26 protein-coding genes are annotated in these 25077 nt (G+C 61.5%); 12 read left to right on the top strand and 14 right to left on the bottom strand.

Features of this window, described 5'->3' with window-relative positions; translation table 11 throughout:
• Positions 1–13 precede the first annotated feature (13 nt).
• The 3 genes from BMZ91_RS13735 to BMZ91_RS13725 are packed head-to-tail and all read right to left on the bottom strand — an operon-like array spanning position 14 to position 1833.
• Entirely contained in the window at positions 14–1081 is a 1068-nt protein-coding gene (locus BMZ91_RS13735) for a 5-(carboxyamino)imidazole ribonucleotide synthase (RefSeq protein ID WP_092839994.1), read from the bottom strand.
• The gene (gene purE / locus BMZ91_RS13730; RefSeq protein WP_092839991.1) at positions 1074–1562 is read right to left on the bottom strand and encodes a 5-(carboxyamino)imidazole ribonucleotide mutase; all 489 of its coding nucleotides are present in this window, start codon (positions 1560–1562) and stop codon (positions 1074–1076) included. Before purE ends, BMZ91_RS13735 begins: the two co-directional genes overlap by 8 nt.
• Before the next feature lie 46 nt (positions 1563–1608).
• Positions 1609–1833, bottom strand: coding sequence for a YdcH family protein (locus BMZ91_RS13725; RefSeq protein ID WP_092839988.1), 225 nt, complete (start codon positions 1831–1833; stop codon positions 1609–1611).
• A 159-nt stretch (positions 1834–1992) separates the two neighbouring features.
• Between BMZ91_RS13725 and BMZ91_RS13720 the strand changes: the two genes are divergently transcribed.
• The 3 genes from BMZ91_RS13720 to BMZ91_RS13710 are packed head-to-tail and all read left to right on the top strand — an operon-like array spanning position 1993 to position 3549.
• Complete coding sequence (locus tag BMZ91_RS13720; protein WP_092839985.1) at positions 1993–2406, top strand: Hsp20 family protein; 414 nt, start codon at positions 1993–1995, stop codon at positions 2404–2406.
• 6 nt (positions 2407–2412) lie between these two features.
• On the top strand, positions 2413–2640 hold the full coding sequence (locus BMZ91_RS13715; RefSeq protein ID WP_092839982.1) for a DUF1150 family protein: 228 nt from the start codon (positions 2413–2415) through the stop codon (positions 2638–2640).
• A 24-nt stretch (positions 2641–2664) separates the two neighbouring features.
• A complete protein-coding gene (locus BMZ91_RS13710) occupies positions 2665–3549 on the top strand; it encodes a PhzF family phenazine biosynthesis protein (protein WP_092839979.1) in 885 nt (294 codons plus the stop codon).
• Between the two features lie 61 nt (positions 3550–3610).
• Here the strand turns inward: BMZ91_RS13710 and BMZ91_RS13705 are convergent, their stop codons facing one another.
• Positions 3611–5323, bottom strand: a complete 1713-nt coding sequence (locus BMZ91_RS13705; RefSeq protein ID WP_092839976.1) for a bifunctional sulfate adenylyltransferase/adenylylsulfate kinase — start codon at positions 5321–5323, stop codon at positions 3611–3613.
• Positions 5324–5555: 232 nt separating this feature from the next.
• Positions 5556–6500, bottom strand: coding sequence for a thioredoxin-disulfide reductase (gene trxB, locus BMZ91_RS13700; protein WP_092839974.1), 945 nt, complete (start codon positions 6498–6500; stop codon positions 5556–5558).
• Between the two features lie 204 nt (positions 6501–6704).
• Between trxB and BMZ91_RS13695 the strand changes: the two genes are divergently transcribed.
• Positions 6705–7205 (top strand): Lrp/AsnC family transcriptional regulator, encoded by a 501-nt coding sequence (locus BMZ91_RS13695; protein WP_092839971.1) that lies wholly within the window; start codon positions 6705–6707, stop codon positions 7203–7205.
• A gap of 11 nt (positions 7206–7216) precedes the next feature.
• Here BMZ91_RS13695 and BMZ91_RS13690 read toward each other — a convergent pair whose 3' ends face one another.
• From BMZ91_RS13690 to lgt, 5 genes are all read right to left on the bottom strand, one after another.
• A complete protein-coding gene (locus BMZ91_RS13690; protein ID WP_092839968.1) occupies positions 7217–7999 on the bottom strand; it encodes a Hint domain-containing protein in 783 nt (260 codons plus the stop codon).
• A 334-nt stretch (positions 8000–8333) separates the two neighbouring features.
• A complete protein-coding gene (locus tag BMZ91_RS21485) occupies positions 8334–8471 on the bottom strand; it encodes a hypothetical protein (RefSeq protein ID WP_177193872.1) in 138 nt (45 codons plus the stop codon).
• A gap of 277 nt (positions 8472–8748) precedes the next feature.
• Complete coding sequence (gene pgeF, locus BMZ91_RS13685; RefSeq protein ID WP_092839965.1) at positions 8749–9504, bottom strand: peptidoglycan editing factor PgeF; 756 nt, start codon at positions 9502–9504, stop codon at positions 8749–8751.
• Positions 9501–10565 carry a class I SAM-dependent methyltransferase gene (locus BMZ91_RS13680; RefSeq protein WP_092839962.1) on the bottom strand — a complete coding sequence of 355 codons (1065 nt, stop codon included), beginning with the start codon at positions 10563–10565 and terminating at the stop codon, positions 9501–9503. Before BMZ91_RS13680 ends, pgeF begins: the two co-directional genes overlap by 4 nt.
• On the bottom strand, positions 10562–11452 hold the full coding sequence (gene lgt / locus BMZ91_RS13675; protein ID WP_092839957.1) for a prolipoprotein diacylglyceryl transferase: 891 nt from the start codon (positions 11450–11452) through the stop codon (positions 10562–10564). Before lgt ends, BMZ91_RS13680 begins: the two co-directional genes overlap by 4 nt.
• Positions 11453–11548: 96 nt before the next feature.
• On the opposite strand from lgt, the gene BMZ91_RS13670 reads away from it, so the two are divergent.
• Positions 11549–11794, top strand: coding sequence for an accessory factor UbiK family protein (locus BMZ91_RS13670; protein WP_092839954.1), 246 nt, complete (start codon positions 11549–11551; stop codon positions 11792–11794).
• A 105-nt stretch (positions 11795–11899) separates the two neighbouring features.
• Here the strand turns inward: BMZ91_RS13670 and BMZ91_RS13665 are convergent, their stop codons facing one another.
• Together BMZ91_RS13665 and BMZ91_RS13660 are read right to left on the bottom strand one after the other, a co-directional pair.
• A complete protein-coding gene (locus BMZ91_RS13665; RefSeq protein ID WP_092839951.1) occupies positions 11900–12601 on the bottom strand; it encodes a response regulator in 702 nt (233 codons plus the stop codon).
• Positions 12598–13095, bottom strand: coding sequence for a MarR family winged helix-turn-helix transcriptional regulator (locus tag BMZ91_RS13660; protein ID WP_092839948.1), 498 nt, complete (start codon positions 13093–13095; stop codon positions 12598–12600). The genes BMZ91_RS13665 and BMZ91_RS13660 overlap by 4 nt, the downstream gene beginning before the upstream one ends.
• 166 nt (positions 13096–13261) lie before the next feature.
• On the opposite strand from BMZ91_RS13660, the gene BMZ91_RS13655 reads away from it, so the two are divergent.
• Both BMZ91_RS13655 and BMZ91_RS13650 read left to right on the top strand, forming a co-directional pair.
• Positions 13262–14128: a branched-chain amino acid aminotransferase gene (locus BMZ91_RS13655; RefSeq protein ID WP_092840149.1), complete on the top strand. Its 867-nt coding sequence runs from the start codon at positions 13262–13264 to the stop codon at positions 14126–14128.
• A gap of 903 nt (positions 14129–15031) precedes the next feature.
• Positions 15032–15721 carry a sugar transferase gene (locus BMZ91_RS13650; RefSeq protein WP_092839945.1) on the top strand — a complete coding sequence of 230 codons (690 nt, stop codon included), beginning with the start codon at positions 15032–15034 and terminating at the stop codon, positions 15719–15721.
• 12 nt (positions 15722–15733) lie between these two features.
• Here the strand turns inward: BMZ91_RS13650 and BMZ91_RS13645 are convergent, their stop codons facing one another.
• The gene (locus BMZ91_RS13645; protein ID WP_245736384.1) at positions 15734–16960 is read right to left on the bottom strand and encodes a glycosyltransferase family 4 protein; all 1227 of its coding nucleotides are present in this window, start codon (positions 16958–16960) and stop codon (positions 15734–15736) included.
• 203 nt (positions 16961–17163) lie between these two features.
• On the opposite strand from BMZ91_RS13645, the gene BMZ91_RS13640 reads away from it, so the two are divergent.
• The 5 genes from BMZ91_RS13640 to BMZ91_RS13620 are packed head-to-tail and all read left to right on the top strand — an operon-like array spanning position 17164 to position 24274.
• Positions 17164–18558, top strand: a complete 1395-nt coding sequence (locus BMZ91_RS13640) for a hypothetical protein (protein ID WP_092839942.1) — start codon at positions 17164–17166, stop codon at positions 18556–18558.
• Positions 18559–18565: 7 nt separating this feature from the next.
• On the top strand, positions 18566–19909 hold the full coding sequence (locus BMZ91_RS13635; RefSeq protein WP_425441578.1) for a glycosyltransferase family 4 protein: 1344 nt from the start codon (positions 18566–18568) through the stop codon (positions 19907–19909).
• Positions 19906–21930, top strand: coding sequence for an acyltransferase family protein (locus tag BMZ91_RS13630; RefSeq protein ID WP_092839939.1), 2025 nt, complete (start codon positions 19906–19908; stop codon positions 21928–21930). The genes BMZ91_RS13635 and BMZ91_RS13630 overlap by 4 nt, the downstream gene beginning before the upstream one ends.
• Entirely contained in the window at positions 21927–23510 is a 1584-nt protein-coding gene (locus BMZ91_RS13625) for a GMC oxidoreductase (protein WP_092839937.1), read from the top strand. The genes BMZ91_RS13630 and BMZ91_RS13625 overlap by 4 nt, the downstream gene beginning before the upstream one ends.
• Complete coding sequence (locus tag BMZ91_RS13620) at positions 23507–24274, top strand: SDR family NAD(P)-dependent oxidoreductase (protein ID WP_092839934.1); 768 nt, start codon at positions 23507–23509, stop codon at positions 24272–24274. The genes BMZ91_RS13625 and BMZ91_RS13620 overlap by 4 nt, the downstream gene beginning before the upstream one ends.
• On the opposite strand, the gene BMZ91_RS13615 is transcribed toward BMZ91_RS13620, so the two are convergent.
• Positions 24266–25021 carry a WecB/TagA/CpsF family glycosyltransferase gene (locus BMZ91_RS13615; protein WP_092839931.1) on the bottom strand — a complete coding sequence of 252 codons (756 nt, stop codon included), beginning with the start codon at positions 25019–25021 and terminating at the stop codon, positions 24266–24268. The genes BMZ91_RS13620 and BMZ91_RS13615 overlap by 9 nt on opposite strands.
• Positions 25022–25077: the final 56 nt, after the last annotated feature.

Raw genomic sequence — 25077 nt, 5'->3', positions numbered from 1 at the left:
GACGGGGGCTGCCTTATTTGACGATGCGGTTCACATGGCCCATCTTGCGGCCCGGTTTGACCTCGGCCTTGCCGTAAAGGTGGATCGCGGTATTGGCGGTTTTGGCCAGATCCGGCACGCGGTTCATATCGGCGCCGATCAGGTTTTCCATCACCACATCGGCATAGCGCGTGCCATCGCCCAAGGGCCAGCCCGCGACGGCGCGAATATGTTGTTCGAACTGATCAATGGCGCAGCCCTGTTGCGTCCAATGGCCGGAATTATGCACCCGAGGGGCGATTTCATTGACGATAAGGCCGGTGTCAGTCACGAAAAGTTCGACCCCCATCACGCCGACATAGCGCAGTTTGTTGAGGATCTTGGCCGCCAGAAGCACCGCATCGGTTCGCTGAGCGCTGCTCAGGCGGGCGGGCACGGTGGTGGTGCGCAGGATGCCGTCCTGATGGACGTTCTCGCCGGGATCGAAGCAGGCGATATCGCCGGTCTCACCCCGGGCGGCAATCACCGAAACCTCGTGCGAAAACGCGATGAAGCCTTCGAGAATAGCCGGCTGTCCGGCCATATCGGCGAGCGCGGCTTCGGCGTCGTCACGGGTCGTGATCCGTGCCTGTCCCTTTCCGTCATAGCCAAGGCGGCGGGTCTTGAGGATCGCGGGCAGGCCGATTTCGGCCATCGCCTCGAAGAGATCCTCGGCATCGTCAACGCCGGCAAAAGGCGCGGTTTGCAGGCCAAGATCGCTCAGGAAGGCCTTTTCGACAAGGCGGTCCTGACTGACGCGCAGGGCCTTGCGTCCGGGGCGGACGGGTTTGATCTTTTCCAGGATATCGAGGGCCGAGGTCGGGATATTCTCGAACTCATAGGTGATGACATCAACGTTTTGGGCAAAGGCGCGCAGGGCGTCCTCATCGTCGTAACCGGCGGTGGTGACGGCATGGGCCACGTCGCCCGCAGGCGGGTTGGCGCCGGGTTCAAAAATATGACAGCGCAGGCCAAGGCGCGCAGCGGCCACCGAGAGCATCCGGCCCAATTGGCCACCGCCCAGAATGCCGATGGTTGCGCCGGTGGGAAGGGGATCAGTCATCGGTTGGTTCATCCGGAATTGAGGCCGAGAGGGCATTGCGCCATTGATCCAGCCGCGCGGCAAGATCGGCGTCGCCATTGGCGAGGATCGCGGCGGCCATCAGGCCGGCGTTGGCGGCACCCGCCCCGCCGATGGCCATGGTCGCCACCGGAAAGCCACGCGGCATCTGCACGATGGAATAGAGGCTATCGACACCCGAGAGGGCCCTGGTCTGAACCGGGACGCCGATCACCGGCACGCGGGTTTTGCTGGCCATCATGCCGGGCAGATGCGCGGCCCCGCCGGCGCCTGCGATGATCACCTGCAGCCCGCGCGCGACGGCGGTTCTGCCATACTCCCAGAGCCGATCCGGCGTGCGATGCGCCGAGACGATTTTCGTCTCATAGGCGACACCCAGTTCATCGAGAATTTGAGCGGCTTCGCGCATGGTCGACCAGTCCGACTGACTTCCCATGATGATGCCGACTTTGACCACTGTCATATCACGCCCCTTGCAATGAAGCGCGCACTATACTGATCGGCAGGCGTTACGCAATGATGTCCGGATAAAGCCGGTCTTCGATGCGGGCGATGATGTCGCGCAGGTAAAGTTTCTTCTTTTTCAGGCGTTGCAAGGTTAGCTGATCGGCGGTTGCGTTCAGTTGAAGCGCACGAATGGCCTCATCCAGATCGCGGTGCTCACGGCGAAATTCCTCAAGCTCGACCCGCAGGACGTCTTCGGATTTCATCGAAAGATCGCTATAGGCATTCATGGCTGGCGATTCCCTTGCACCGTTGAACCCATAAGATACTGAGTTTACGCCGTTTCGCAAAGCCCTTGCACGCGCGCATCGCAATCCCCATATTTCGGGGGCAGGTTGCCATAACGGGGCCTGCGTAACGGACGGTCGCTTAGAATCAAGGACATGTCGATGACAAAGCTTACACTGGGGTCGCACCCCTACATGCTCGGGTTTGAACAGCTTGAGCGCATGTTGGAACGCAGTGCGAAATCCGGCAATGAGGGTTATCCGCCTTTCAATATCGAACAGACCTCGAACAATTCCTATCGGATCACGCTTGCCGTGGCCGGGTTTGGCGAGGATGACCTGTCGATCACGGTCGAGGATCGCCAATTGGTGATCCGGGGCCGTCAGAATGACGATGCCGAGGCCCGCCTATACCTGCACCGCGGGATTGCCGCGCGGCAATTCCAGCGTTCTTTCGTGCTGGCCGATGGGGTCGAAGTCGGCGAGGCGATCATGGAAAACGGTCTGTTGCATGTTGACCTGACCCGTGCCCAACCCGAACCGGTTGTGCAGAGGGTCAAGATAAACAAGGGGTAAGCCAGGATGGATACCAAATACGACTTCGAGATCAATGAGGCACCTGCGATCGTCTATGTGCGGCCGGTCAAAGTCAAAGACCTGCCCGAGGAGATGCGCGAGCAGGCGGGCGATCTGACCACGCTTTACGCGGTTCACACCGTTGATGGTGAGCGGCTGGCGCTTGTGGGCGACCGCAAGCTTGCCTTTATGCTGGCGCGTCAGAACAACATGAACCCGGTCACGGTTCACTAATCTTCAAGAGAGGCAGGCCCGGCGATGACCAGCTATGTGTTTGACTGGGTCGATGCCTTTACCGATCAGGCGTTCGGCGGCAATGGCTGTGCGGTGGTGCATGATGCTGGGACCCTGACGGGCGAGACCTGTCAGGCCTTTGTGCGCGAAACCTCGCTTGTGGAATGCACCTTTCTCGAGCCCTCCGAGGTGGCCGATATCAAGGTGCGCTATTTTCTTGCCAGCCGGGAAATTCCCTTTGCCGGGCATCCGACGATTGCGACGGTTGCCTCTTTGGTGGCGCGCGGATTGACGCGCGGGCGCGAGCTTATGCTGGAGACCGGCGCGGGGCTTGTACCAATCACGATTGACGCGCGCGAGGACGTGCCGCGCATCACCATGACACAGGTTGCCCCCGTGTTCGGACCGGACCTGCCGCGCGATCTTGTGGCGGCTGTCGGCGGGATCGCGGCGGATGATATCATCGCCACGCCGCAGGTGGTTTCAACCGGTTTACCGTTTTGCATTACGGTTCTGCGCGATCACGACGTGCTGCGTCGGCTCGTGCTTGATCAGGGTGCCCTGGCGCGGTTGGCGACGCATCTAGGGCATGGTGATAGTGATATGATGGAGCCGTTCTGGGTTACTCTGGAGGGCGCAACAGCGGCGGGGGATACGTTTTCACGCCTGCTTATTGCGCCGCCAAGCCCGCCCGAGGATGCCTTTACCGGATCGGCCAGCGGGGCGATGGCGGCTTATCTCTGGCGGCATGGGTTGATTGAAAGCCCGCGTTTCGTGGCCGAACAGGGCCATTGGATGGGTCGACCGGGCCGCGCCGAGATCGAGGTGCTTGGCCCGCCCGATGCCATCACCGGCGTGCGGGTTTCTGGTCAGGGCCGGGTGCTTATGTCTGGGCAATTACATCTGTGAGCAAATCAAAAGGGCCGCCCCGATGGAGCGGCCCTTTGGCGATCACTGTGGGGTGGGGCAATCAGCCCGCGATAAGGCCCATCTGTTCAAGCTTGAGGATCACCTGATGCGCGCAGTTGTCGACATCTGCACCTTCGGTTTCAACGCGCAACTCGGGCGTCTCTGGAACATCATAGGGGTCTGAAATCCCGGTGAATTCCTTGATCTTGCCTTCGCGTGCCAGCTTGTAGAGACCTTTGCGGTCGCGGCGTTCACATTCCTCGATAGTGGTGGCGACATGCACCTCGATGAAGGCGCCGAAGGCTTCGACGTCTTCGCGCACGGCCCGGCGTGTGGTCGCATAGGGCGCGATCGGCGCGCAGATCGCGATGCCGCCGTTCTTGGTGATTTCCGAGGCGACATAGCCGATCCGGCGGATGTTCAGGTCGCGATGTTCCTTGGAAAATCCAAGTTCCGAGCTGAGGTTCTTGCGCACGATATCGCCATCAAGCAGGGTTACCGGGCGACCGCCCATTTCCATCAGCTTGACCATGAGGGCGTTGGCGATGGTGGATTTCCCCGACCCCGAAAAGCCGGTGAAGAACACGGTAAAGCCCTGTTGCGAGCGTGGCGGACGGGTGCGGCGCAGCTCGCTCACCACTTCGGGGAAAGAGAACCATTCCGGAATCTCAAGCCCCTCTTGCAAACGACGGCGCAACTCGGTGCCCGAGATATTCAGGATGGTCACGTCATCCTTGTCTTCGATCTCGTCCATCGGTTCGTATTGGGCGCGTTCCTGCACATAGACCATGTGTTTGAAATCGACCATCTCGACGCCGATTTCATCCTGATACTTGCGGAACAGATCCTGGGCATCATAGGGGCCATAGAAATCATCACCGGCCGAGTTTTTGCCGGGGCCGGCGTGATCGCGACCGACGATGAAATGGGTGCAGCCGTGATTGGCGCGGATCAGCCCGTGCCAGACCGCCTCGCGGGGGCCGCCCATGCGCATGGCAAGGTTCAAAAGGCTCATCGTGGTGGTCGAGCCCGGATATTTGTCAATCACCGCCTCGTAACAGCGCACGCGGGTAAAGTGATCGACATCGCCCGGCTTGGTCATACCCACGACCGGGTGGATCAACAGGTTCGCCTGCGCCTCCTTGGCGGCGCGGAAGGTCAGCTCCTGATGCGCGCGATGCAGCGGGTTGCGGGTCTGAAACGCCACAACGCGACGCCAGCCGAGTTTGCGGAACAGCGCGCGCAATTCGTTCGGGGTGTCGCGGCTGCCGCGGAAATCGTAATGCACCGGTTGCTGAATGCCGGTGACCGGCCCGCCAAGATAGACCGAACCGGCCGTGTTATGCAGATAGTTCACCGCCGGGTGCGCAGAGTCGTCGGCGCCGAATACCTTTTCGGCCTCGCGCGCCTTGTTCGGGGTCCAACGGTCGGTCACCGTCATCGTGGCGAGGATCACGCCCTCCTGGTCGCGCAGCGCGATATCCTGCCCAAGCTCCAGCGCCTCGGCGAATTTTTCGCTGACATCAAGGTTGATCGGCATCGGCCAGAGTGCGCCATTGGCGAGGCGCATGTTGTCGACGACACCGTCATAATCGGCTTCGCTCAGAAACCCCTTGAGCGGGTTGAACCCACCGTTCATCAAAAGTTCGAGGTCGCAAATCTGACGTGGGTTCAAATCCCAACTGATAAGGTCCGCAGCCTCAACTTTCAGTTTCTGTGCGCTTTCGTGCGAGACGTAAAGCTCGGGAATGGGGGCAAGATTTTGGTGTTGCATGGAAACCCTCGGGCAAATTGCAAAGTTAAATTTGGTTGCCGCATGCAACCGTGGTTGCGCGCGAAATAGACCCGCAAAAGGGCAAGTTTCAAGTTAAACAGGCAGCGTTTGGTGAAAAGAGGCGAAAATGCCGCGAATTTATCGCAGTTCAGCATAAAACCGCTACAGAAGATGAGGACGTAGGACGTGCGTTTGACCGCTGCTATGGCAAGCAGTCAAACGCGCGCCTTGTTCAGCCGTCCTGCTCGGCCAGAAAGCGTTCGGCGTCAAGCGCGGCCATACACCCCATGCCGGCGCTTGTAACGGCCTGACGGTAGATGTGGTCGGTCAAATCGCCCGCCGCGAACACGCCGGGCACGCTGGTGCGGGTGCTGCCGGGCTCAACCTTGACGTAGCCGCCGTTATGAAGCTCAAGCGTATCGCTCACAAGCTCGCTTGCCGGGGCGTGGCCGATGGCGATGAACACGCCCTTGCAGGGGATTTCGGTGATCTCGCCGGTGTCCACATGTTTCACGCGCACCCCTTCGACGCCCTTGGGATTGTCGGTGCCGGTTACTTCGTCGAGCGTGTGATGCCAGAGGGTTTCGATCTTCGGGTTCTTGAAAAGCCGGTCCTGAAGGATCTTTTCGGCGCGCAATTCGTCGCGGCGGTGGATCAGCGTCACCTTGGAGGCGAAATTGGTCAGGAAAAGCGCCTCTTCCACGGCGGTATTGCCGCCGCCGATCACGACAATCTCTTGTCCGCGATAAAAGAACCCGTCGCAGGTAGCACAGGCCGACACGCCGAAGCCTTTGAACGCTTCTTCACTGGGCAGGCCAAGCCATTTGGCGCGCGCGCCGGTCGACAGGATCACCGCATCGGCGGTATAGACCGTGCCGCTGTCGCCACGTGCGGTGAAGGGGCGGGACTTGATATCAAGCTCGGTGATGATATCGCCGATAATCTCGCAGCCCATCGCCTTGGCATGCGCCTCCATCCGAAGCATGAGATCGGGGCCCTGCACCTCGGTGTCGCCGGGCCAGTTTTCAACCTCGGTCGTGGTGGTAAGCTGGCCGCCCGGCTCGATGCCCTGCACGAGGATAGGTTCAAGCATGGCGCGGCTGGCATAGACGCCGGCGGTATAGCCAGCGGGGCCAGACCCGATGATAAGGCATTTGGTGTGACGGGTTTCGGACATGGGATATCTCTTTGATGTGCGGTTGCATTTCGTTTGGCCAGAGATATAGCGGCGCCTTGCGCGGCATGTAACCCCTTGCAACTCGGCTTTGCCGTTCCATCTGCCATGGGCGTGCCGGGGAAATGATCTTGCGCAGATGCGAAACATTATTGCGCGCGCCAACCGGCGTGGTATAACAATCGCGAAATCTGAGGGGGATGAGGCATGGCGGTTTCCCGTCTTGATCCGATTGATCGCAAAATACTGGCAGAGTTGCAGGCAGACGGTCGCATGACCAATGTCGAACTGGCCAAACGCGTCGGTATTTCCGCGCCGCCCTGTTTGAGGCGGGTGCGCACACTGGAAGAATCGGGATTCATCCGCGGTTATCACGCCGAGGTGGACGCCCGCGAGCTTGGATTCGAGGTTCAGGTGTTTGCCATGGTCGGTCTGCAAAGTCAGGCCGAGGCCGACCTCAGCGCCTTCGAGACCCGCTGTCGCAACTGGCCGCTTGTGCGCGAATGTCACATGCTGAATGGCGAGGTGGATTTCATCCTCAAATGCGTGGCCCCCGATCTAAGCACCTTTCAGCGCTTTTTGACCGAGGAATTGACCGCCGCCGATAATGTGGCGAGCGTCAAGACCTCGCTCGTCATTCGCGTTGCCAAGGATGACCCCGGCGTGCCGTTCGATATTCTTGAGGCGCGGCTGACCCAATCGGCCTAGCCGCGCGTCGATCAGGCGATTTCCAGACCCTCGGGCGATGACAGCGGCAGGCGCAGATGCGCCATGCTTCCAAATTGGTGCGGCTCGCGGATATGCGGGAACAGCCCCAGAAAAAGCCGGAGCATGTTTGGCCCCAAGCTACGTTCGAACCCCGGCGCGGGATGAAAGCTTTCAACCTCAAGCCCGTTCGCGGTGATCGTGGCATGCCGCCGCAGGCAGAGGTGATAGACGGTTACCGGGCGCTGTGGCCGGATCTCGATGGCGTGGATACCATCCGAAAGATTGCGCGCCGGAGTCAGTACCTGATCGCCACCGATATTGGCCCGCATGTTGCGCGGACGGGTCAGGATGCGCGCGCCGGGCCCGGCGAGAAAATCCGCCATCGGGCGGCCAATGCCAAAGGCATCGGCCATGATCCGGGTCAGGATTGTCGGCTCGAACCCTTGGCTGTCATGCGCGGGGGTGAGGGACATGGACCCGATCCAGGCCACCGGCATCGGTCCGTGCTCTGCGGTCACAAGCTTGGCGCCGGGGGTCAGATCCTCGATCGCCACGGGGCCGCGTGTGGTGGTGATCAGGGTGCCACGGGCAAAGGCGGAGAACGCGGATTCAAACAACGGCAGCGCCGGGCCGACCTGTTCGTCCTGCATGATCTGGCCATCTTCGGCCTGCCAGGATGTGCGGTATTTGCGCATCATCATGGGTTTGCGCTCGGACGGGGCGGCATTGCGGGTTGGCATGCGGGAAACGTCAGAGTTCCGCGCAGGTTGCGCAGTCCAGCGGGGTATCGTCATGTTGTGTCACCTTACTTAGGTCGTCACAACCGCGTCGGCCCCCACCGACAACGACAGAAGGACAAGTTCTGTTTACGTTATCAGGATAGTATGCCGCACGCCGCTAATTTGGGTCAAGTTTTGGCGGTTATTGTCCCGGTTTCGCGGGCAATCACGGATCTGTGCGGGCTTTGTAGCCGATTGATTTTCAGCTTTGCCACATTCTGACTGTCGCCCGCCGAATCGCAGGGCGCATAAGAAACGGCCACCCTCTGGATGCGGGTGGCCTTGGTGTCGCACCGGGTCACTGGGCGACTGGTCTTTTGACACGGGCCATACCGGCGGTCATGGTGACCTAAGCCGTTTTCACCGCCGCTGGCAGCGCCACGATGCGGGCGCGCTTGAGCGTCTGACGTACGCTGCGCTGAAAAGGCAGGGTCGGGGCCTGTTGCTTGCTGTTGTCCACGACCGATTTCAACCATCGTTTCTTCATTGTTCTCTCCTCGGGGCGTCTCGCGGCGCTTGGGCGCATTGTTTCGTTATCTGCAACTATGCTCCCGGTTTGGGGCCAAGTTTTGACAGGGACAAATAAAACTGGAAAAACCTGAGATGTATTGAATGCGCCCGGTGAAAGTGGTTTCATTTTTAATTAAAGTATTGAAAAATTGTGGAATTTTTAAATATCAGTGAGCCAGTTGCGACGCGCGTTGCGGCTTGCTTTCGCTAAATGCGGCGAAAATCTGCGCGCCCTTGCCTGGGTGCTGCCCCAATCAGAGCCGGATCACCGAAATCAACCGACCATAGTCGGCCTCGCCTGCATGGGTGCTCCGGCGATAGGAATAAAACCGGTCTGGATCGCCATAGGTGCAATGGCGTGTCCATTCAGCCTGTCCCACCCCGGCGCGGCGCAAACGGTGCAATCCATAGGCAGGCAGGTCGAATTGATAGTGGCCATTCAGCCCGTTGGCGAAAAACTGGCTGTTTTGGGGGTCTTCGGCGATGAAATCGTCAATAAACTCGGGGCCGACCTCATAGGCGGCCTGGCTGATCGAGGGGCCGATGACGGCGCAGATATCCTCGCGTTTGGCGCCAAGCGCCTCCATCGCGTCAAGCGTGGCCTCAAGCACACCGTCAAGCGCCCCGCGCCATCCGGCATGGGCGGCCCCGATGACCCCGGCCCTGGCATCGCCAAACAGCACCGGCTGGCAATCGGCGGTCAGTACCGAGAGCGCAAGCCCCGGCGTCGCCGTGACCAGGCCATCGGCGCGCGGGCGCTCGGCCAATGGGCCGGTCGCGGCGATGACATCGGCGGAATGCACCTGATGCACGCCAAGCATCTTGTCGGGCTCGACCTGCATCGCCTCGGCGACGCGGGCGCGGTTGATGCTGACGATCTCGGATTGATCCGACGATCCCGCGCCACAATTCAATCCCGAGAAAATGCCCGAAGACGCGCCGCCGCGCCGGGTGAAAAACCCGTGGCGAAATTTGGCCAGACTATCGGCGGTCAGAATTTCGAGCGTCATGTTTCAAGTCCCGGTGGCGGGTTGGCGGTTTTGGGAAAAAGCCCCAGCACTTTGAAGAGCGTCCCCATTTCCGTCGCATGGGTCAAGCGCCGATGTGCGGCGATATGATTTTCAAGGGCCTCACCGTCAAGATTGCGGGCGAGCGCCTGTGCCCTTTGGGTGATGCCGAGGCGTTCCAAAAACACGCCCTGCGCGGTCAGGCGGGAATGCGCGGCCGGGGCGGCGGATCTGGCCAGAGCCTCGAAATCCACATGCGCTGTCAGATCGGCCCCGCCGGGATTGGCCAGCGGATCGGTTGCGGCATGGTCTTTCAACGCCTGAAACGTATCGCCAAGCGAGCGCCAGTCACCATAGTCGATAATCAACCCCGCGCCGCCATGGGCATGGATGCGCGCGCCGATCACGGCAGTGGCGGCCTCGGCGGGGGCGCAGGTCTCGACAAGGTCACCGGGTTTCGTGTCGCTCAGCCGATGCGCAAGCTGTGGCAAAGCGGTCGGCCCGCCAAGGCCAAAGGCAAGCTGGCCGTCGGTTAGCCCGATCAGGCGCTCGCGCCAACCGTCGTCATCGCGCTCGAACTGGCGGATCGGCAGGGCGTCAAAGAATTCGTTGGCGACAAGGTAAAGCGGCAACTCGGGCAGGGTATCTACGCGCTCGTGAAAGGTAATGTCGGGGCGGGCAATCGTCTTGCTCTGGGCCTTGCGCAGGATTGGCGAGGTCTCAATCAGATGAAGTTCTGCGGCGGCATGAAAGCCGGGCACGCCCTTTGTGGCGCGCAGGATATCGGCCATCAGCGTGCCGCGCCCCGGCCCGGCCTCGGCCAGGGCAAACGTATCGGGCGCGCCCTGATCCAGCCAGCATTGCGCAAGGCAGAGGCCGATCAACTCGCCGAACATCTGGCTGATTTCCGGCGCGGTGATGAAATCGCCCGCCACACCAAACGGATCGCGGGTGGCGTAATAGCCATACTCGGGATGCATCAGGCAGGCCGCCATGTAATCGGCCAGCGTGATTGGCCCGCCCTCGCTGATCCGGGCGATCAGGTGGTCCCGCAGCCCTTTCATGCAGGGCGGGACCGTTTTGCCCAGGCGACCATGGCCAGACCAAAGGCGATCATCGGCAGCGACAGCAATTGCCCCATGCTCAGCCCGAACCCACCCATCTGCACCGCATAACCCATGGGATTGTCGGGTGTGATGAACTGCGCGTCGGCCTGGCGGACAAATTCGACGATAAAGCGCGAGACGCCGTAGCCGATAAAAAACAGACCGGTGATCCGACCCGGCTCTTTCAGGGCACCGCGACGATAGGCGAGAAAGACCAGCACTGCGCCAAGGATAAGTCCTTCGAGCGCTGCCTCATAAAGCTGTGAGGGATGGCGCGCGCAAATCCCGATCACATCCGGGCAATCCTGTGCCGCCGCGCCGGGAAAGGCCACGCCCCAGGGCAGGCTGGTCGGGCGGCCCCAAAGTTCTGCATTGATGAAATTGGCGATCCGGCCCAGCAAAAGACCGATCGGCGCCACCATGCAGAGAACATCACCCACCGAGAGCCAGGCAATGCCCTGGCGTTTGGAGTAGAGGAGACAGGCCGTCACAACCCCCAAAAGCCCGCCATGAAACGACATGCCGCCCTGCCAGACCTGAAGGATCTGCATCGGGTTTTGCAGGTAATAGCCCGGCTGATAGAACAGCACGAAGCCAAGCCGCCCGCCGAGGATGACGCCAAGGATCACCCAGGTCAAAAGATCCTCGACCTGCGGCGGGGTCATCGGGGCGCTTGCATCGCGCCACAGATGCGGGCGCTTGACGCTGGCCACCACAAGCCGCCAGCCCAGAAGAATGCCGACGATATAAGACAGCGCATACCAACGCAGCGCGAATTCCATCCCGAAGAGGGACAGGGTGAAAATCTCGGGTGAGATATCGGGAAAGGGGATCATGGCGTGCATGTGCGTCTCTGTGCCTCTGGTCGCCGGGGGAAGTCAACCTTGTGATGGGCGGGTTTAGGCCCATATAAGAGCAGAAGTGTAACGCCGGAGAACCCCATGCAAACCCGTAACAAAGTCCTCGACGATATTTCGCAACTGATGACCAACGCCATGGGCGTGGCGCAGGGGGCCAAGACCGAGGCCGAAACCGCGATGAAGTCGATGATCGACCGCTGGCTTGCGGATCGTGATTTCGTCACCCGTGAAGAATTCGACGCCGTCCGCGCCATGGCCCAAAAGGCGCGCGAAGAAAACGAGGCTCTCAAGGCGCGGCTTGATGCGCTGGACAAGTCGGGAAAATAGGGCGATTGGCGGACGCAGCCGACATGCAGGCTGATCATGATCGTCAACGCCATCATCAAAACCGGCACGCCCTGGCAGGTTCAGCCCGGCGAATAGACACAGTTGCTAGTCGGGCGACAGCATATAGCCCTCGCCGCGCACGGTCTGAAGATAGCGCGGCTGTTTGGGGTCGGATTCAATCTTGCGGCGCAGGCGGGTGATCTGCACGTCAACGGCACGTTCCTGTGCCTGGCCGCCATCGCGCCCCAGATCCTCGACAAGCTTGGTGCGCGTCACCGGCTGGCGCAGGTTCTCGGCAAAGATGCGCATCAGCTGAACCTCGGTCGCGGTCAGCCGGATCGGCGTGCCGCCGCGGCTAAGCTCGGCGCGTTCGATGTCATAGCGCACGGCGCCCATTTGCACGACCTTGAGGGTCGTGGTCTCGGGCTCTGGTTCGGGCACCCGCCGCAGGATCGCATTGATCCGAAGCAAAAGCTCTTTTGGTTCGAACGGTTTCGAGAGGTAATCGTCGGCCCCCGCCTCCAGCCCCTCGATGCGATCCGGGGTTTCCCCGCGCGCCGTCAGCAGAAGGATCGGTGTGCTGTGGGTCTCGCGCAACGCGCGCGTGAGGTCGATCCCGGTTTCGCCGGGCATCATCACATCCAGCACGATCAGATCGAAATCAAGACCGCCAAGAACCCGCCGCGCATGGCCCGCATCGCGCGCGACAGAGACAAGAAACCCGTGCCGCATCAGATACTTTCGCAGCAGGCCGCGAATACGTTCGTCGTCATCGACAATCAGCAGATGCGGGGCTGGATCACTCATACCTCATTCTCCCTGATGCCATAATATCGGCGGCGCAACTCCGGCTCCATCATCGCTTCCAGCACCTGACGAAAGCCCGCGACCGCCTCGGGGCCCGCGGCGCGGTATGCCGCGCGCATCCGGGCGCGTTGGGCATCCGAGAGCTTGCGCTCCAGCGCCTCGCCCGCATCGGTCAGAAACAGATGGCGTTCGCGCTTGTCGGCCTTGCCCACGCGGCTGTCGACCAGGCCGTCCTCGACCAGCGTGCGCAGCACCCGGTTCAGCGATTGTTTGGTCACACCCAAAATATTCAGCAGATTGTTCACCGTCGTCCCCGGACTGCGCGAAATAAAGTGGACCGCCCGGTGATGCGCGCGACCATAGGCCATGGTGGCCAGAATGCGATCAGGATCGGCGGTAAAGCCGCGGTAGGCAAAGAACATTGCCTCGATCCCTTGGCGCAGCTGTTCATCGGTCAGAAACAAAAGGTTTTCGCCACCCTGAAATTCGGCCATGACCAGTCTCCGTTCACAATACTCACGCGATATGTTTCATATTAAGTCAGCTTTGTTGACATTCCAAGGTCAAACTGGTAGCGAATCTCAGTTTTAACGCAATTTAATGTCCGCAACGGCCATAAATTGCGCAACAAATGCAAAGAATGCCAAAAGGAGACGTATGATGTCTGGCTATGATGATCGCGACGGAAAGATCTGGATGGATGGGGGCCTTGTCGATTGGCGTGATGCCAATGTCCATATTCTGACCCATGCGCTGCACTATGCCAGTTCGGTTTTCGAGGGCGAGCGCTGTTATGATGGCAAGGTGTTCAAGAGCCGTGAACATTCGGCGCGGCTTTTGAAGTCGGGCGAGCTTATGGATATGGCGATCCCTTATACCGTGGATCAGATCGAAGCCGCCAAGCGCGAGGTGCTGGATGCCAACAACCTGACCAATGCCTATCTGCGCGTGGTCGCGTTTCGCGGCGCGGGCGAGGATATGGGTGTCGCCGCATCGCGCAACCCGATCCGCATGGCGGTGACCGCCTGGGAATGGGGCAATTATTATGGCGACGCCAAGATGAAGGGGGCCAAGCTTGATATCGCCAAGTGGAAACGCCCCAGCCCCGAAACCATCCCGGTGGCGGCCAAGGCGGCCGGTCTTTACATGATCTGCACCATGTCCAAGCACGCGGCCGAGGCCAAAGGCTGTTCGGATGCCATGTTCCTGGATTATCGCGGTTACGTGGCCGAGGCGACCGGCGCCAATATCTTCTTTGTCAAGGATGGCGAGATCCACACGCCGCTGGCGGATTCGATCCTGAACGGTCTGACCCGCCAGACGGTGATCGGCATGCTGCGCGACCGTCAGATTAAGGTCCACGAGCGCCACATCATGCCGGAAGAGCTTGAAGGCTTTGAACAGTGTTTCCTGACCGGCTCTGCCGCCGAGGTCACCCCGGTGGGTCAGATCGGCGATTATACCTTCGAGGTGGGCGCCCTGACCCGCGAGGTGTCTGAGGGCTATGAGGCGCTTGTGCGCGCCTGACGCGGCTTTTCAAACTCAAGGCTCACGCGCCGTCCGGGAGACCCCCGGGCGGCGTTTTTAGCTGTGCTACAGCCCTCGATCCCGGGTGGCGACCCTGTTTGAACGGGGTGATTCGGGGCGAATTCCGCAACGGCGTCAGACGCCCGCGTTTTTGAGCGTTTTCGACGCTCTCTTTAAACGTGTCGGAAATGTGGCGCCGATGCGGCGGGCTGTTGCGGGTGTATTTTTGCTTTGCGAAGGCTGACCTTAGCCTCAATGCCCGTTTCCCAATCGGCGACAGTAATTCCCTGTTTCGCCGAAGTTTATGGGACCACCGACCGTATTTTCCCCTTTTACAAGAGGTAATGCTCGGCTTACACATTCACTGTTTCTAATATGGCGATAATTGCGGGCGTGACCATGGTTGAGCGGCGCAGCTGCGGCAACAGTATCTCGTTGTGTTTGAGGCCGAAATGCGGCGAAAATTAGATCGACGCATGGGAAATCGAAGGGTCACGAACAGGGCGAAATTGAGGCGTTGGCGGGGGTGGCTAATGGCCAATCTGTCAACTCATTTCGACGTAACTATCGTTAAAGTTGTGTTTTTTCAGTGTTCTTGACTTGCTGTGCCATTATAGGCGATCTTTGATAAGTTAGCTTAAAAGCTGAATAATTTCCCGGCGAGATAGATGTGGGGGCATCTGTTTATCTGCCGAGAAGGCTGCCGAGTAAACTTGATGTCATATGCACTACGGTCGGATTGCGTGCAATCCGGGGCGTCGTAATTCGGTGCAGTTTGCGCCGTAATTCGGCCGTATTTGGAAAGCGTTGGCCGGGCTGTCCGGCCGTCAACGGGTGCAAGGGGTGCTCGTAAGCGTGACGGTTATGAGTTTGTGGATCGTGTACTATTGGGGAGTGCCAAGTATGACTTTTAGAATGCTTCGGGCAGAACCACGCCTGAATACTAAAGATTTTATTCAAAACCCTGCCGTTCTGGTTGACCGGCCACAGGTTTACACCGGCTTTTTCAAGCGGCTCATGGACATTTTGATCGTCCTTGCAGTGGCCTTGCCGGTTGCAGCCGTTGTTGCGGTGGTAGCGGCACTGGTCGCCCTGGACGGGAAGTCGCCCTTCTTTACGCAAAACCGCGTTGGTCGGAATGGCAAAAATTTCCGCATGTGGAAATTGCGCAGCATGGTCGCCGATGCCGAGGCACAGCTTGAAACCTATCTGAATGCGAACCCCGAGCACCGCCGTGAATGGGACGAGCATCAGAAGCTGCGCCATGACCCCCGGATCACCACCATCGGGCGGATCATCCGCAAGACTTCGCTGGACGAGCTGCCGCAGCTTTTCAACGTGCTCAAGGGGGATATGTCGATTGTCGGCCCTCGTCCGATGATGCCGTCACAGCGCGGGATGTATCCGGGCCTTGCTTATTATGCCATGCGTCCGGGCATTACCGGTTTCTGGCAAATCTCGGTGCGCAACGAAAGCAGCTTTGCCGAGCGCGCCGAATTCGACAACAGCTATTTCAAGGAACTGTCGCTGGTGACTGATCTGATGGTGATGATGCGCACCTTCCGCGTGGTGCTTTGCGGCACCGGCTGTTGATCGTCTGAAAGATCACCTTACCCCGGTGCGCGCCGCCAACAGCCGCTCGTGCACCATGCTTCCCCAGGCGCGCCAGTTCAGCCGCGTCTCGTATTCCTGCCGGGTCGTGGCGCGCAACGCGCCATAGGTGGCAGGGTCTTGCAGATAGCCGGTGATCAGCGTCGTGAAGGCCGCCACAGTGTCGCCCTCGGCGGCGATGGCATGACCGTTCACGCCGTCGCGCACCGGCACCCCGCCGACATTCAGACAAAGCGACGGAAGCCCATGCGCCGAAGCCTCGCAAAAGGCGAAGCCGTAGGATTCAAACGATGCCATCACCATGAAATGTGCCGATTTGAGACAGGCGTCGAGCGTCGCACGCTCGTCGGGTCTGGATTTGTCCAGATGCGGATGCACGGTGACGTGGGCATTGCGGTGAAACGCGGGCGGGGTACAGCCGATCACCGTGAGCCGCGCATCATGGCCCAGGGCGCGCAACCGTTGCATGGTTTCAAACGCCACCGGGCCGCCCTTGGCAAACCAGTCGCGCCCCAGAACCAAAAGGTGCAGAGGCGCGCCGGGCGCCAATTTTGGCGGTGCCGCTGCCGTGCCTGGGTCGGCGATATTGGCCCCCCAGGGCACGACCAGCGACTTTGCCGGATCAAGGCCGTAAAGCGCATCGGCCTCTGACTTGAGCCATTCACTCGGCCAGAACAAAAGGTCGGTTGCCTGAAACACCTGTCGTTCGGTCCGCTGGATCAGCGGATCAACAAGGCGCGACACCTTGAGGAATGATCCAAAGGCCGCCCCCACCTCGGAGCGTTTGTAGACCGTCGGTGTCGCATCAGAGGTATAGGCCGTGATCATCGGGTAGGGCAGGCGCAACCTGTGCAGCGACTGAAAGCTATAGGCGCAGAACAGAACGTCATACTGTCCCTGTCGCAAGTCATTGGCCACACCGCGCGCGATCACCCGCCCAAGGGCAAGATGCGCGCGCCAGCGGGCGCGGATCGCTACAGGGTCGGGCAGGCCTTCGATCGCCCGTCGGACGGGCTGTGCCGCGTGCCAGCCAGTGCCAAGCACGCTGACCTCGCCGACATGATCGCGCAACGCCGCCAGAAGCCGGGCATTGCCGCCGGAATAGCTTTGGCGGTCCTCAGGGCTTTGATCGCATAAATAGGCGATCCGAAGGGGCCGTGCCTGCGCCATGCTGTGGCGATCCTTGCCCTTGTCAAAACAATTGGCCCGATACGCGGGCATTGATGCATGCCGCGCGCGAAATAAGACGCTAGCACGTTGAATTTGTTGATATCTGACCCTTTTGGAGCATAGAGTGAACCTGAAATCAACCCCGCGTTGGGGCTGAGCAGGAATAAGGGCGCGGGTCAGGCAAACGAATTTGCCCGCGCTTTGATCAACGACAGATGACGTGGTTGTAAACAAAACGAGGTGCCCGGCGCATTATGCCGAATGGTTTGGCCTATCTCATGCTGGCGGTCTGGCCGCTTGTAACGCTGGTGATGTTTCGTCGCTGGCCGATTGAGCGTGCGCTGATCTGGTCGCTTTTGGGGGCCTATATGTTCCTGCCGCCGCCACCCGCCGCGTTTGACTTTCCGCTGATGCCGCCGCTGACCAAGGAATCGCTGCCAAGCGTTGTCACCTTTGCGATCTGCCTTTACCACTATGGCCGACAGGCGCCGCTCTTGCCGCGCGGACGGGTGGCACGGGTGCTTGTTCTGCTGTTCATTTTCAGCCCCGTCGCCACCGTTCTGGGCAATATGGAACCGGTGTTTTACGGCAGCATCGGCCTGCCGGCCTTGGGCCTCAAGGATATGGTCGCGCTCGTCCTGTTGCAGTTCATCCTGATCCTGCCGTTCCTGATGGCGCGTCAGATTCTGGCCTCGCCGCAGGGCTTGCGCGAACTGGTCGGCGCGCTGTTTGTGGGCGGAATGATCTATTCGTTACCGATGCTGCTTGAGGTGCGCCTGTCACCACAGCTTAACATCTGGATTTACGGCTATTTCCAGCACAATTTCGAACAGATGATCCGCGATGGCGGCTTTCGCCCGATCGTGTTCATGTATCACGGGCTTTGGGTGGCGTTCTTTACCGTCATGGCGATCACCTGTGCGATTGCCCTCGCGCGCGAGGCCGATGGTCGCCGTCGGATCATCCTGATCGGGGCGGCGCTTTACCTGGGCCTGGTGCTGGTGCTGTGCAAATCGCTTGGCTCGCTAATCTATGGCATCTACCTCGCGCCGCTGGCGCTTTTGCTGCCGGTGCGAATGCAGCTTCGCATCGCGGCACTGATGGCGCTTGTCGCGATAAGTTATCCGGTGCTCAAGGGTGCCGGGCTTGTCCCGGTTGACTGGATTCTGGAGCAGGCGGGGCGCGCCAGCCCCGAGCGCGCCAATTCGCTGCGCTTTCGGCTTGATAACGAAGATATCCTGATGGAGCGCGCCTATCTCAAGCCGCTTTTCGGCTGGGGAAGCTGGGGGCGCAATCATATCCTGAACCCCTTTACCGGGATTATTGAAACCGTGACTGACGGGCGCTGGATCATCCTGATCGGCATCTATGGCTGGGTTGGTTACATGGCCGAATTCGGATTGATCGCCCTGCCAATCCTGATGCTCTGGATCAATAGCCGCCGCCTTGCGCGGGATGACCTCTCGCCGCTTTTGGGGCCGGTGGCGCTTTTGCTGGCGGTGAACCTGATTGATATGCTGCCGAATGCGACCCTCACGCCGCTCACCTGGTTGTTTGCCGGCACGCTTCTGGGGCTTGCCGAAAAGATGCGCGATCAAAGCCCGTCGCGCAAACGCCATGGCCCGCTCGGCTGGCGCCCGGTGATGTGAGGGACGCATGATGACAGGGCAAAGACTGCGCGTTCTGGCGATTGCCGAGGCCGCCAATCCCGAATGGGTCAGCGTGCCGCTTGTCGGCTGGTCGCTGGCAAACGCGCTACGCGAGGTGGCGGATGTGCATATCGTCACGCAGGTGCGCAACCGCGACGCCTTTCTGCGCGCGGGCCTGCGCGAGGGGGTGGATTTTACCGCGATTGAGTCCGAGGCTCTGGCCCGCCCGCTCTGGGCGCTTGGGCAAAAGCTTCGGATGGGCGAAGGCAAGGGCTGGACCACGTTGCAATTGATCAACGCGCTGTCCTATCCGTGGTTTGAACATCTCGTCTGGAAGGCGTTTGGCGCGGATATTACCGCCGGACAGTATGACATCGTGCATCGCATCACCCCGCTAAGCCCGACCCTGTCAAGCCCGATTGCCGCCAAATGCGCGCGCGCAGGCGTGCCCTTTGTGCTGGGGCCGCTCAATGGTGGCGTGCCCTGGCCCGAGGGCTTTGATCGCGAGCGGCGGCGCGAACGCGAATGGCTCAGCTATCTGCGCAGCGCCTATAAGGCCCTGCCGGGGCGGCGCGCAACTCTGACCCACGCGAGCGCCATCCTTGTCGGGTCGCGCCATACCCTCGGGGAAATGCCCGAGGCGATGCGCGGCAAATGTGTCTACCTGCCGGAAAACGCGATTGATCCGGCGCGGTTTTCGCACGCCCCCGCGCCCGGGACCGGGCCACTGCGCGCCGGGTTCGTGGGTCGGCTTGTGCCTTATAAAGGCCCTGACATGCTGATCGAGGCGGCCGCGCCACTGCTGCGGGCGGGCACGCTCCGGCTTGATCTGGTGGGCGACGGGCCGATGATGGGCGATCTGCGCGCACAGGCCGAGGCGCTTGGCGTCAGTGAGGCGATCACCTTTCACGGCTGGCTGCCGCACAAGGACGTGCAGAATGTTCTGGCCGCCTGTCACCTCTTCGCCTTTCCCTCGATCCGCGAATTCGGTGGCGGCGTGGTGCTTGAGGCGATGGCGCTTGGCGTGCCGCCCTTGATTGTCGATTACGCCGGCCCCGGCGAGTTGGTGCAGGCCGGGCGTGGCTACAAAGTGCCCATCGGGCCGCGCGAGCGCATTATTTCCGGGTTTCGCACCGCCTTGGCGTTTCTCGCAGAGGATCGCACAGCCCTGGCCGAAACCGGCCAGACGGCGCGCGCCTGGGTGGCGCAGAATTTCACCTGGGATCGCAAGGCCGAACAGGTGCTTGACGTTTATCAGGCGGTGCTTTCGGGTGCGCCGTTGCCGGTATTTTTTGAACGCCCCACGCCCGCCAGTTGCGCGCCATGGGCGCAAGGCGAGGTCCCGACATGAGCGGGCAGGCTGGCGCGATCGGCTATCGCCCCGAGATCGACGGGCTGCGCGCCATCGCCGTTTTGGCGGTGGTGCTCTATCACTTTGGCCTGCCGGCGCTGTCGGGCGGGTTTGTCGGTGTCGATATCTTCTTCGTGCTTTCGGGGTTCCTGATCGGTGGTATCCTCTGGTCCGAGTTGATCGCGACCGGGCGCATCCGCCTTGGCGCGTTCTATCTGCGTCGGATCAGGCGGCTGGCGCCGGCCTATTTCGCCATGGCGGCGGCGTCGTTTCTGGTGGCATGGTTCGTGCTTTTGCCGTTCGAATTCCGCGCCTTCGGCAAGGCCCTGATTGCGGCCACGGTTTACCTGTCGAACGTGAATTTTTACCGCGAGGCGGGGTATTTCGACATCGGCGCCGAGGATAAGGTGCTGTTGCACACATGGTCGCTGGCGGTGGAAGAGCAGTTTTATATCGTCCTGCCCTTTGCGCTTTTGCTTTTGATCCGTTGGCGGCGGGCCTTGCCGACCCTCTTGGCGGGCGCGGCGATCCTGTCGCTGCTGGCCTGCGTGCGCTTGACCGCAACCTCGCCGACGGCGGCCTTTTATCTGTTTCCGTTCCGCGCATGGGAGCTTTTGGCCGGGGTGCTTTTGGCCATCGCCGGTCAGCAAAGGGGCCTGCGATGGGTGGTGCATCCGGTGCTGTCATGGGCCGGTCTCGGGCTTGTTCTGGCGGGCATCGTGTTGATCACGCCGGGGCCGGGTTTTCCGGGGCTTCAGGCGCTTGTGCCGGTGATCGGCACGGTTCTTATCCTTGCCAACGGGCGTGACGCGAACCCGGTCAATCGCGCGCTGTCGCATCCCGCCCCGGTGTTCATCGGGGTGATTTCCTATTCGCTTTATCTCTGGCACTGGCCGGTTCTGACACTCTCGCAATATTGGCGCGGGGGCTATTCGGGTGGCTTGGAAGCGGCGCTCTGGCTGGCGCTCGCCTTCGGGATTTCGGTGCTGTCCTGGCGCTATGTCGAGCGGCCCGTGCGGCGCATGCGCGGCCCCGCGACCCTGCCCTTGGTGGGCGGTACGGTTCTTGCCTCGGGGGTATTGCTGGCGCTTGGCGCGCTGATCTGGAAAGGTGATGGCATGGCGGGTCGTTTTGCGCCCTTTGTGCGCACCCATATCGAGGCCTCTGGTGATTTCAATCAGGATTGGTCGCACTGCGTGGTGGCCGAGGCCGGCCCGCTGGTCGGGGTCGAGACCTGCCCGGTTGGCCCCGATGGCCCGCCCGAGGTTCTGATCTGGGGCGATAGCCATCTGCGGGCAATGAAAGAGGGGGTCGAGCGTGCCGCCTTTGTCGCGGGTCGCCCCGCTCTGGTGATCTGGCATGCCGGCTGTCCGCCACTCTTTGGTGTCACCAAGACCGAGAGTGCGGCCACCCCTGCACAGGATGCCGATTGCACCCGCGCCAATGCCACGATCCGCAAGGGCCTGTCGCAGATCGACAGCCTGAAAACCCTGCTGCTTGTTGGCCGCTGGAGCTATTATACCGAGGGGCAGGGCAGCGGGCTTGATGCCCATAACCGCATCGCTCTTGCGCCCGCGCCTGACAGCAATCTGCCGGTCGGGCCGCAACACACGCTGTTCAACGCCGCGCTGACCCGCACGCTGGCCGAGCTTGCCCCGCAATTCGGGCGCATATTCGTGCTGCGCCAGATGCCCGAGGTGCCGGATTACGACTCGCGCCGGATCGCCCGCGCCCTGGCCCATGGCCGGATGGCGCGCGGCGATGACACCGTTTTCAAGGTGCCCCTGGCCGAGGCCCTTGCGCGCGCCGCGCCCGCCGAGGCGCCGCTTGCCGCGCTTGCCAGCGCCGGGCGGATTACCTGGATCGACGGCTGGCCGCGCCTGTGTGACGTAAATGCCTGTTCGGTGATGCAGGGCGGCGAGGCGTGGTATTTTGACAATAACCACCTCACCAACCGCGCCGCTATCGCGCTCAGCGATCTCTTCGTGCCGGTTTTTGCCGCGCCCGAGGCCGCGCAATGACCGGCGATATTCAAGATACCCTTTGGGATGTGATCGTGATCGGTGCGGGTATGGGCGGCGGGATAGTCGGGCGTCGGTTGGCCGAAATGGGGCTCTCGGTGCTGTTTGTCGAGAAAGGCCCCAACGGGCACCGCGCCGAGCGTCAGGGCCTCAATCCTGATATGGCCGATCCCGTTGCGCGACAGCTGCGCGGCTATTGGCCGGGGCCGATGCGCGCCACGATCAACGGGCGCGCATCGGAATTTTTTGGCCCCCTCGGGGCAGGCGTCGGCGGTTCGTCGGTGTTTTATGCCGCTACGCTTGAGCGCCCTGAACGCCATGATCTTGAGGCCACCGAGGATCGCCCGCACCCCACCGGCGGCTGGCCCGTAGGGTTTGATGCGATGCGCCCCTGGTATGCGCGTGCCGAGGCGCTTTTGCATGTCTGCGGTGAGGCCGACCCCCTGTCGCCGGAACCGCCCGCCGATCTGGCCAAGCCGCCGCCGCTAAGCGCGGGCGACAGTGCCCTGATGACAAGCCTGACGCGGGCGGGGTTGCACCCCTATCGCCTGCATTCCGCGATCCGTTATCTTGAGGGTTGTCATGATTGCCTTGGCGTAAAATGCCCGCGCCCCTGCAAGATGGATGGCCGTTCTGCCGGGGTGGAACCGGCGCTTGCGACGGGGCGTGCAAGGCTGCTTGATAACTGCACGGTCAAGCGGCTTTGCGGCGCGCCGGGCCGGATCAGCCATATCGAGGTGACGCGGAGGGGCGCGGCGTTTGATCTGCGCGCGCGCCGCTTTGTTCTGGCGGCGGGGGCGTTCGGGTCGCCGCGCCTTTTGCTGGCGTCACACGCCGCGCACTGGCCCGGGGGCTGCGCCAACGAAAGCGGGCTTGTCGGGCGCAACCTGATGTTTCACCTTAATGAGGTCTTCGCCCTCTGGCCGCCGCGCGCAGCGCACGCACCCGGCCCCGGCAAGGCGATATCGCTGCGCGACCTTTACCATCGCGACGGTCAGCGGTTCGGCACGGTGCAGGCCATGGGGATTGATGCGGGATACGGCGAGATCGTGCATTTCCTTAACGGGATGTTCGACCGCTCGGCGCTGCGCCATATCCGGCCCCTGCGCCAACTGACCCGCATTCCGGCTTTGATCGCCGCGCGCCTTATGGGACAGGCCAAGGTGTTTGTCGGCCTGATGGAGGATCTGGGATACCCCGAAAACCGCGTGACGTGGGATGAAGACGCACCAGAGGCGCTTGATTTCACCTATCATCTGCACGGTGAATTGCTGACCCGCCGCCGCGCCTTTCGCCGCGCCATATCGAAGGCGTTGCGCGGGCATCGACGGTTGTTTCTGACCCATCAGCCCGAGTTGAATTTCGGCCATCCCTGTGGCACGCTGCGCTTTGGCAACGACCCGAAAACCAGCGTTCTGAACGCCGATTGCCGGGCGCATGGGCTGGATAATCTTTATGTGTCGGATGCCTCTTTCATGCCCTCGTCGATGGGGGTGAACCCAAGCCTGACCATTGCCGCCAATGCCCTGCGGGTTGCCGAGGCGATTGGCACCAGCCTCCCGAAGGACGCAACAGAATGAACGACAGGATCAAATCCGGGATTGCCGTGGTGACCGGCGCGGGCGGCGGGCTTGGCCGCGCGCTTGTGCTTGAGCTTGCGGCGCGCGGCATGCGGGTGGTGGCGCTTGGGCGCAGGCGCGACGGGATCGAGGAAACTGCCGCCCTTGCGCCCCGCGACAGCGTCGAGATGCTTCAGGTCGATGTCGCCGATGCGGGCGCGGTGCGCGAAGGCCTGAGCCAGATCGCCGACGAGGTGCCGATCACCTTGCTGATCAACAACGCCGCCGTCTATCCACGGCGCGATTTTCTCGACGAGACGCCGGACAGCTTTATGGACACGGTCGCGATCAATCTTGGCGGCATGGTCAATTGCAGCCATGCCGCTCTTGAAGGGATGGTCGAGGCCGGGTTTGGCCGGATCATGAATGTCTCGACCTTCGCCGATATCGCGCCGCTGCCGGCCTCGTCCGGTTATGCGGTGTCAAAGGGCGCGGCGCGCATTCTGACCCGCGCAATGATTGCCGATCTAGCCGACCGCTTCCCGGATATTGTGATCAACGACTGGATGCCCGGCATGCTGGCGACAAGGATGGGCGTGGCGCATGGGCTTGACCCGGCGCAATCGGCGAAATGGGGGGCGACGCTGGCGCTCTGGCATGATCCGGTCCTGACCGGAACCGTGTTTGAACAAAATCGAGAAATCCTGCCACCGCGCGGAATCAAGGGGCGGGTCAAGGACGCGCTGTTGCTGCGGCGGCGTCGCCCGCAGATGATCTCAGGCTGAACCGCGCAGGCGCAATGCGCGCAGCACATGCCCCGGAAGGATCGCCGCGCAGCGGGCATAGCGCGGCACCATCCGGCGCGGCTGGCCCAGCATCCGCCATAGCCATTCGAGCGCCATCGCCCGCACCCATGCGGGCGCCCGCACCTGTTCACCGGCGATGAAATCAAGCCCTGCGCCAAAGGCGGCAAAGCCCACATGCGGCAAGCGCGCATAGGCGCGGGCGGCAAAGATTTCCTGTTTCGGCGCACCAAGCGCCACAAGGCAGAGACGCGCGCCGGAGTGTTCCAATCGGGCAATCATCGCGTCGGCCTCGGGGCCGGTTGGATCAATCCCCATCGGCGGCGCAATCTGCGCCGCGATATTGATCCCCGGCACCTGTGCGCGCAATCCCTTGGCCGCCTCTGACAGCACCGTTTCGGTGCTGCCGAGCAAGGCCAGAGGCGCGCCGCAATCCGCCGCGATCCGCACCAGCGGTATCACCATGTCAGAGCCGGGAACCAGGCCAACGGGCCGCCCGGCCAGCCTTGAGAGCCAGACAATCGGATTGCCATCGGCGACGATCATGTCGTGCCGGGCATAGGCCGCAAGAAACGCCGGATCGCGCGGCAATTTGACCAGATGATCGAGATTGAGCGTCGCAAGGGCAAAGCCGCGCCCGTCGTGCAGGTGCGCCGCGACGTCCCGCTCAAGCGCCTCGCGGTCCCGTGGGGCAATCCGGATACACTGTTCTTTGATTTTAAATTCCACGATGATGGCCCCGATACGCGACGTTTGAAAATCAGCTATACCAGCCTTGAAACATG

The organism is Roseovarius lutimaris (assembly GCF_900115165.1).
Lineage (GTDB): Bacteria > Pseudomonadota > Alphaproteobacteria > Rhodobacterales > Rhodobacteraceae > Roseovarius > Roseovarius lutimaris.
Note: the sequence above shows the minus strand (reverse complement) of the source record. Positions and strands in the feature narration are given on the sequence as shown.

Coding starts and splice junctions, on each gene's coding strand:
- BMZ91_RS13735 (WP_092839994.1), bottom strand. CDS start 1,081: ATGACTGATCCCCTTCCCACCGGCGCAACCATCGGCATTCTGGGCGGT.
- purE (WP_092839991.1), bottom strand. CDS start 1,562: ATGACAGTGGTCAAAGTCGGCATCATCATGGGAAGTCAGTCGGACTGG.
- BMZ91_RS13725 (WP_092839988.1), bottom strand. CDS start 1,833: ATGAATGCCTATAGCGATCTTTCGATGAAATCCGAAGACGTCCTGCGG.
- BMZ91_RS13720 (WP_092839985.1), top strand. CDS start 1,993: ATGACAAAGCTTACACTGGGGTCGCACCCCTACATGCTCGGGTTTGAA.
- BMZ91_RS13715 (WP_092839982.1), top strand. CDS start 2,413: ATGGATACCAAATACGACTTCGAGATCAATGAGGCACCTGCGATCGTC.
- BMZ91_RS13710 (WP_092839979.1), top strand. CDS start 2,665: ATGACCAGCTATGTGTTTGACTGGGTCGATGCCTTTACCGATCAGGCG.
- BMZ91_RS13705 (WP_092839976.1), bottom strand. CDS start 5,323: ATGCAACACCAAAATCTTGCCCCCATTCCCGAGCTTTACGTCTCGCAC.
- trxB (WP_092839974.1), bottom strand. CDS start 6,500: ATGTCCGAAACCCGTCACACCAAATGCCTTATCATCGGGTCTGGCCCC.
- BMZ91_RS13695 (WP_092839971.1), top strand. CDS start 6,705: ATGGCGGTTTCCCGTCTTGATCCGATTGATCGCAAAATACTGGCAGAG.
- BMZ91_RS13690 (WP_092839968.1), bottom strand. CDS start 7,999: ATGACGATACCCCGCTGGACTGCGCAACCTGCGCGGAACTCTGACGTT.
- BMZ91_RS21485 (WP_177193872.1), bottom strand. CDS start 8,471: ATGAAGAAACGATGGTTGAAATCGGTCGTGGACAACAGCAAGCAACAG.
- pgeF (WP_092839965.1), bottom strand. CDS start 9,504: ATGACGCTCGAAATTCTGACCGCCGATAGTCTGGCCAAATTTCGCCAC.
- BMZ91_RS13680 (WP_092839962.1), bottom strand. CDS start 10,565: ATGAAAGGGCTGCGGGACCACCTGATCGCCCGGATCAGCGAGGGCGGG.
- lgt (WP_092839957.1), bottom strand. CDS start 11,452: ATGCACGCCATGATCCCCTTTCCCGATATCTCACCCGAGATTTTCACC.
- BMZ91_RS13670 (WP_092839954.1), top strand. CDS start 11,549: ATGCAAACCCGTAACAAAGTCCTCGACGATATTTCGCAACTGATGACC.
- BMZ91_RS13665 (WP_092839951.1), bottom strand. CDS start 12,601: ATGAGTGATCCAGCCCCGCATCTGCTGATTGTCGATGACGACGAACGT.
- BMZ91_RS13660 (WP_092839948.1), bottom strand. CDS start 13,095: ATGGCCGAATTTCAGGGTGGCGAAAACCTTTTGTTTCTGACCGATGAA.
- BMZ91_RS13655 (WP_092840149.1), top strand. CDS start 13,262: ATGTCTGGCTATGATGATCGCGACGGAAAGATCTGGATGGATGGGGGC.
- BMZ91_RS13650 (WP_092839945.1), top strand. CDS start 15,032: ATGACTTTTAGAATGCTTCGGGCAGAACCACGCCTGAATACTAAAGAT.
- BMZ91_RS13645 (WP_245736384.1), bottom strand. CDS start 16,960: ATGCCCGCGTATCGGGCCAATTGTTTTGACAAGGGCAAGGATCGCCAC.
- BMZ91_RS13640 (WP_092839942.1), top strand. CDS start 17,164: ATGCCGAATGGTTTGGCCTATCTCATGCTGGCGGTCTGGCCGCTTGTA.
- BMZ91_RS13635 (WP_425441578.1), top strand. CDS start 18,566: ATGATGACAGGGCAAAGACTGCGCGTTCTGGCGATTGCCGAGGCCGCC.
- BMZ91_RS13630 (WP_092839939.1), top strand. CDS start 19,906: ATGAGCGGGCAGGCTGGCGCGATCGGCTATCGCCCCGAGATCGACGGG.
- BMZ91_RS13625 (WP_092839937.1), top strand. CDS start 21,927: ATGACCGGCGATATTCAAGATACCCTTTGGGATGTGATCGTGATCGGT.
- BMZ91_RS13620 (WP_092839934.1), top strand. CDS start 23,507: ATGAACGACAGGATCAAATCCGGGATTGCCGTGGTGACCGGCGCGGGC.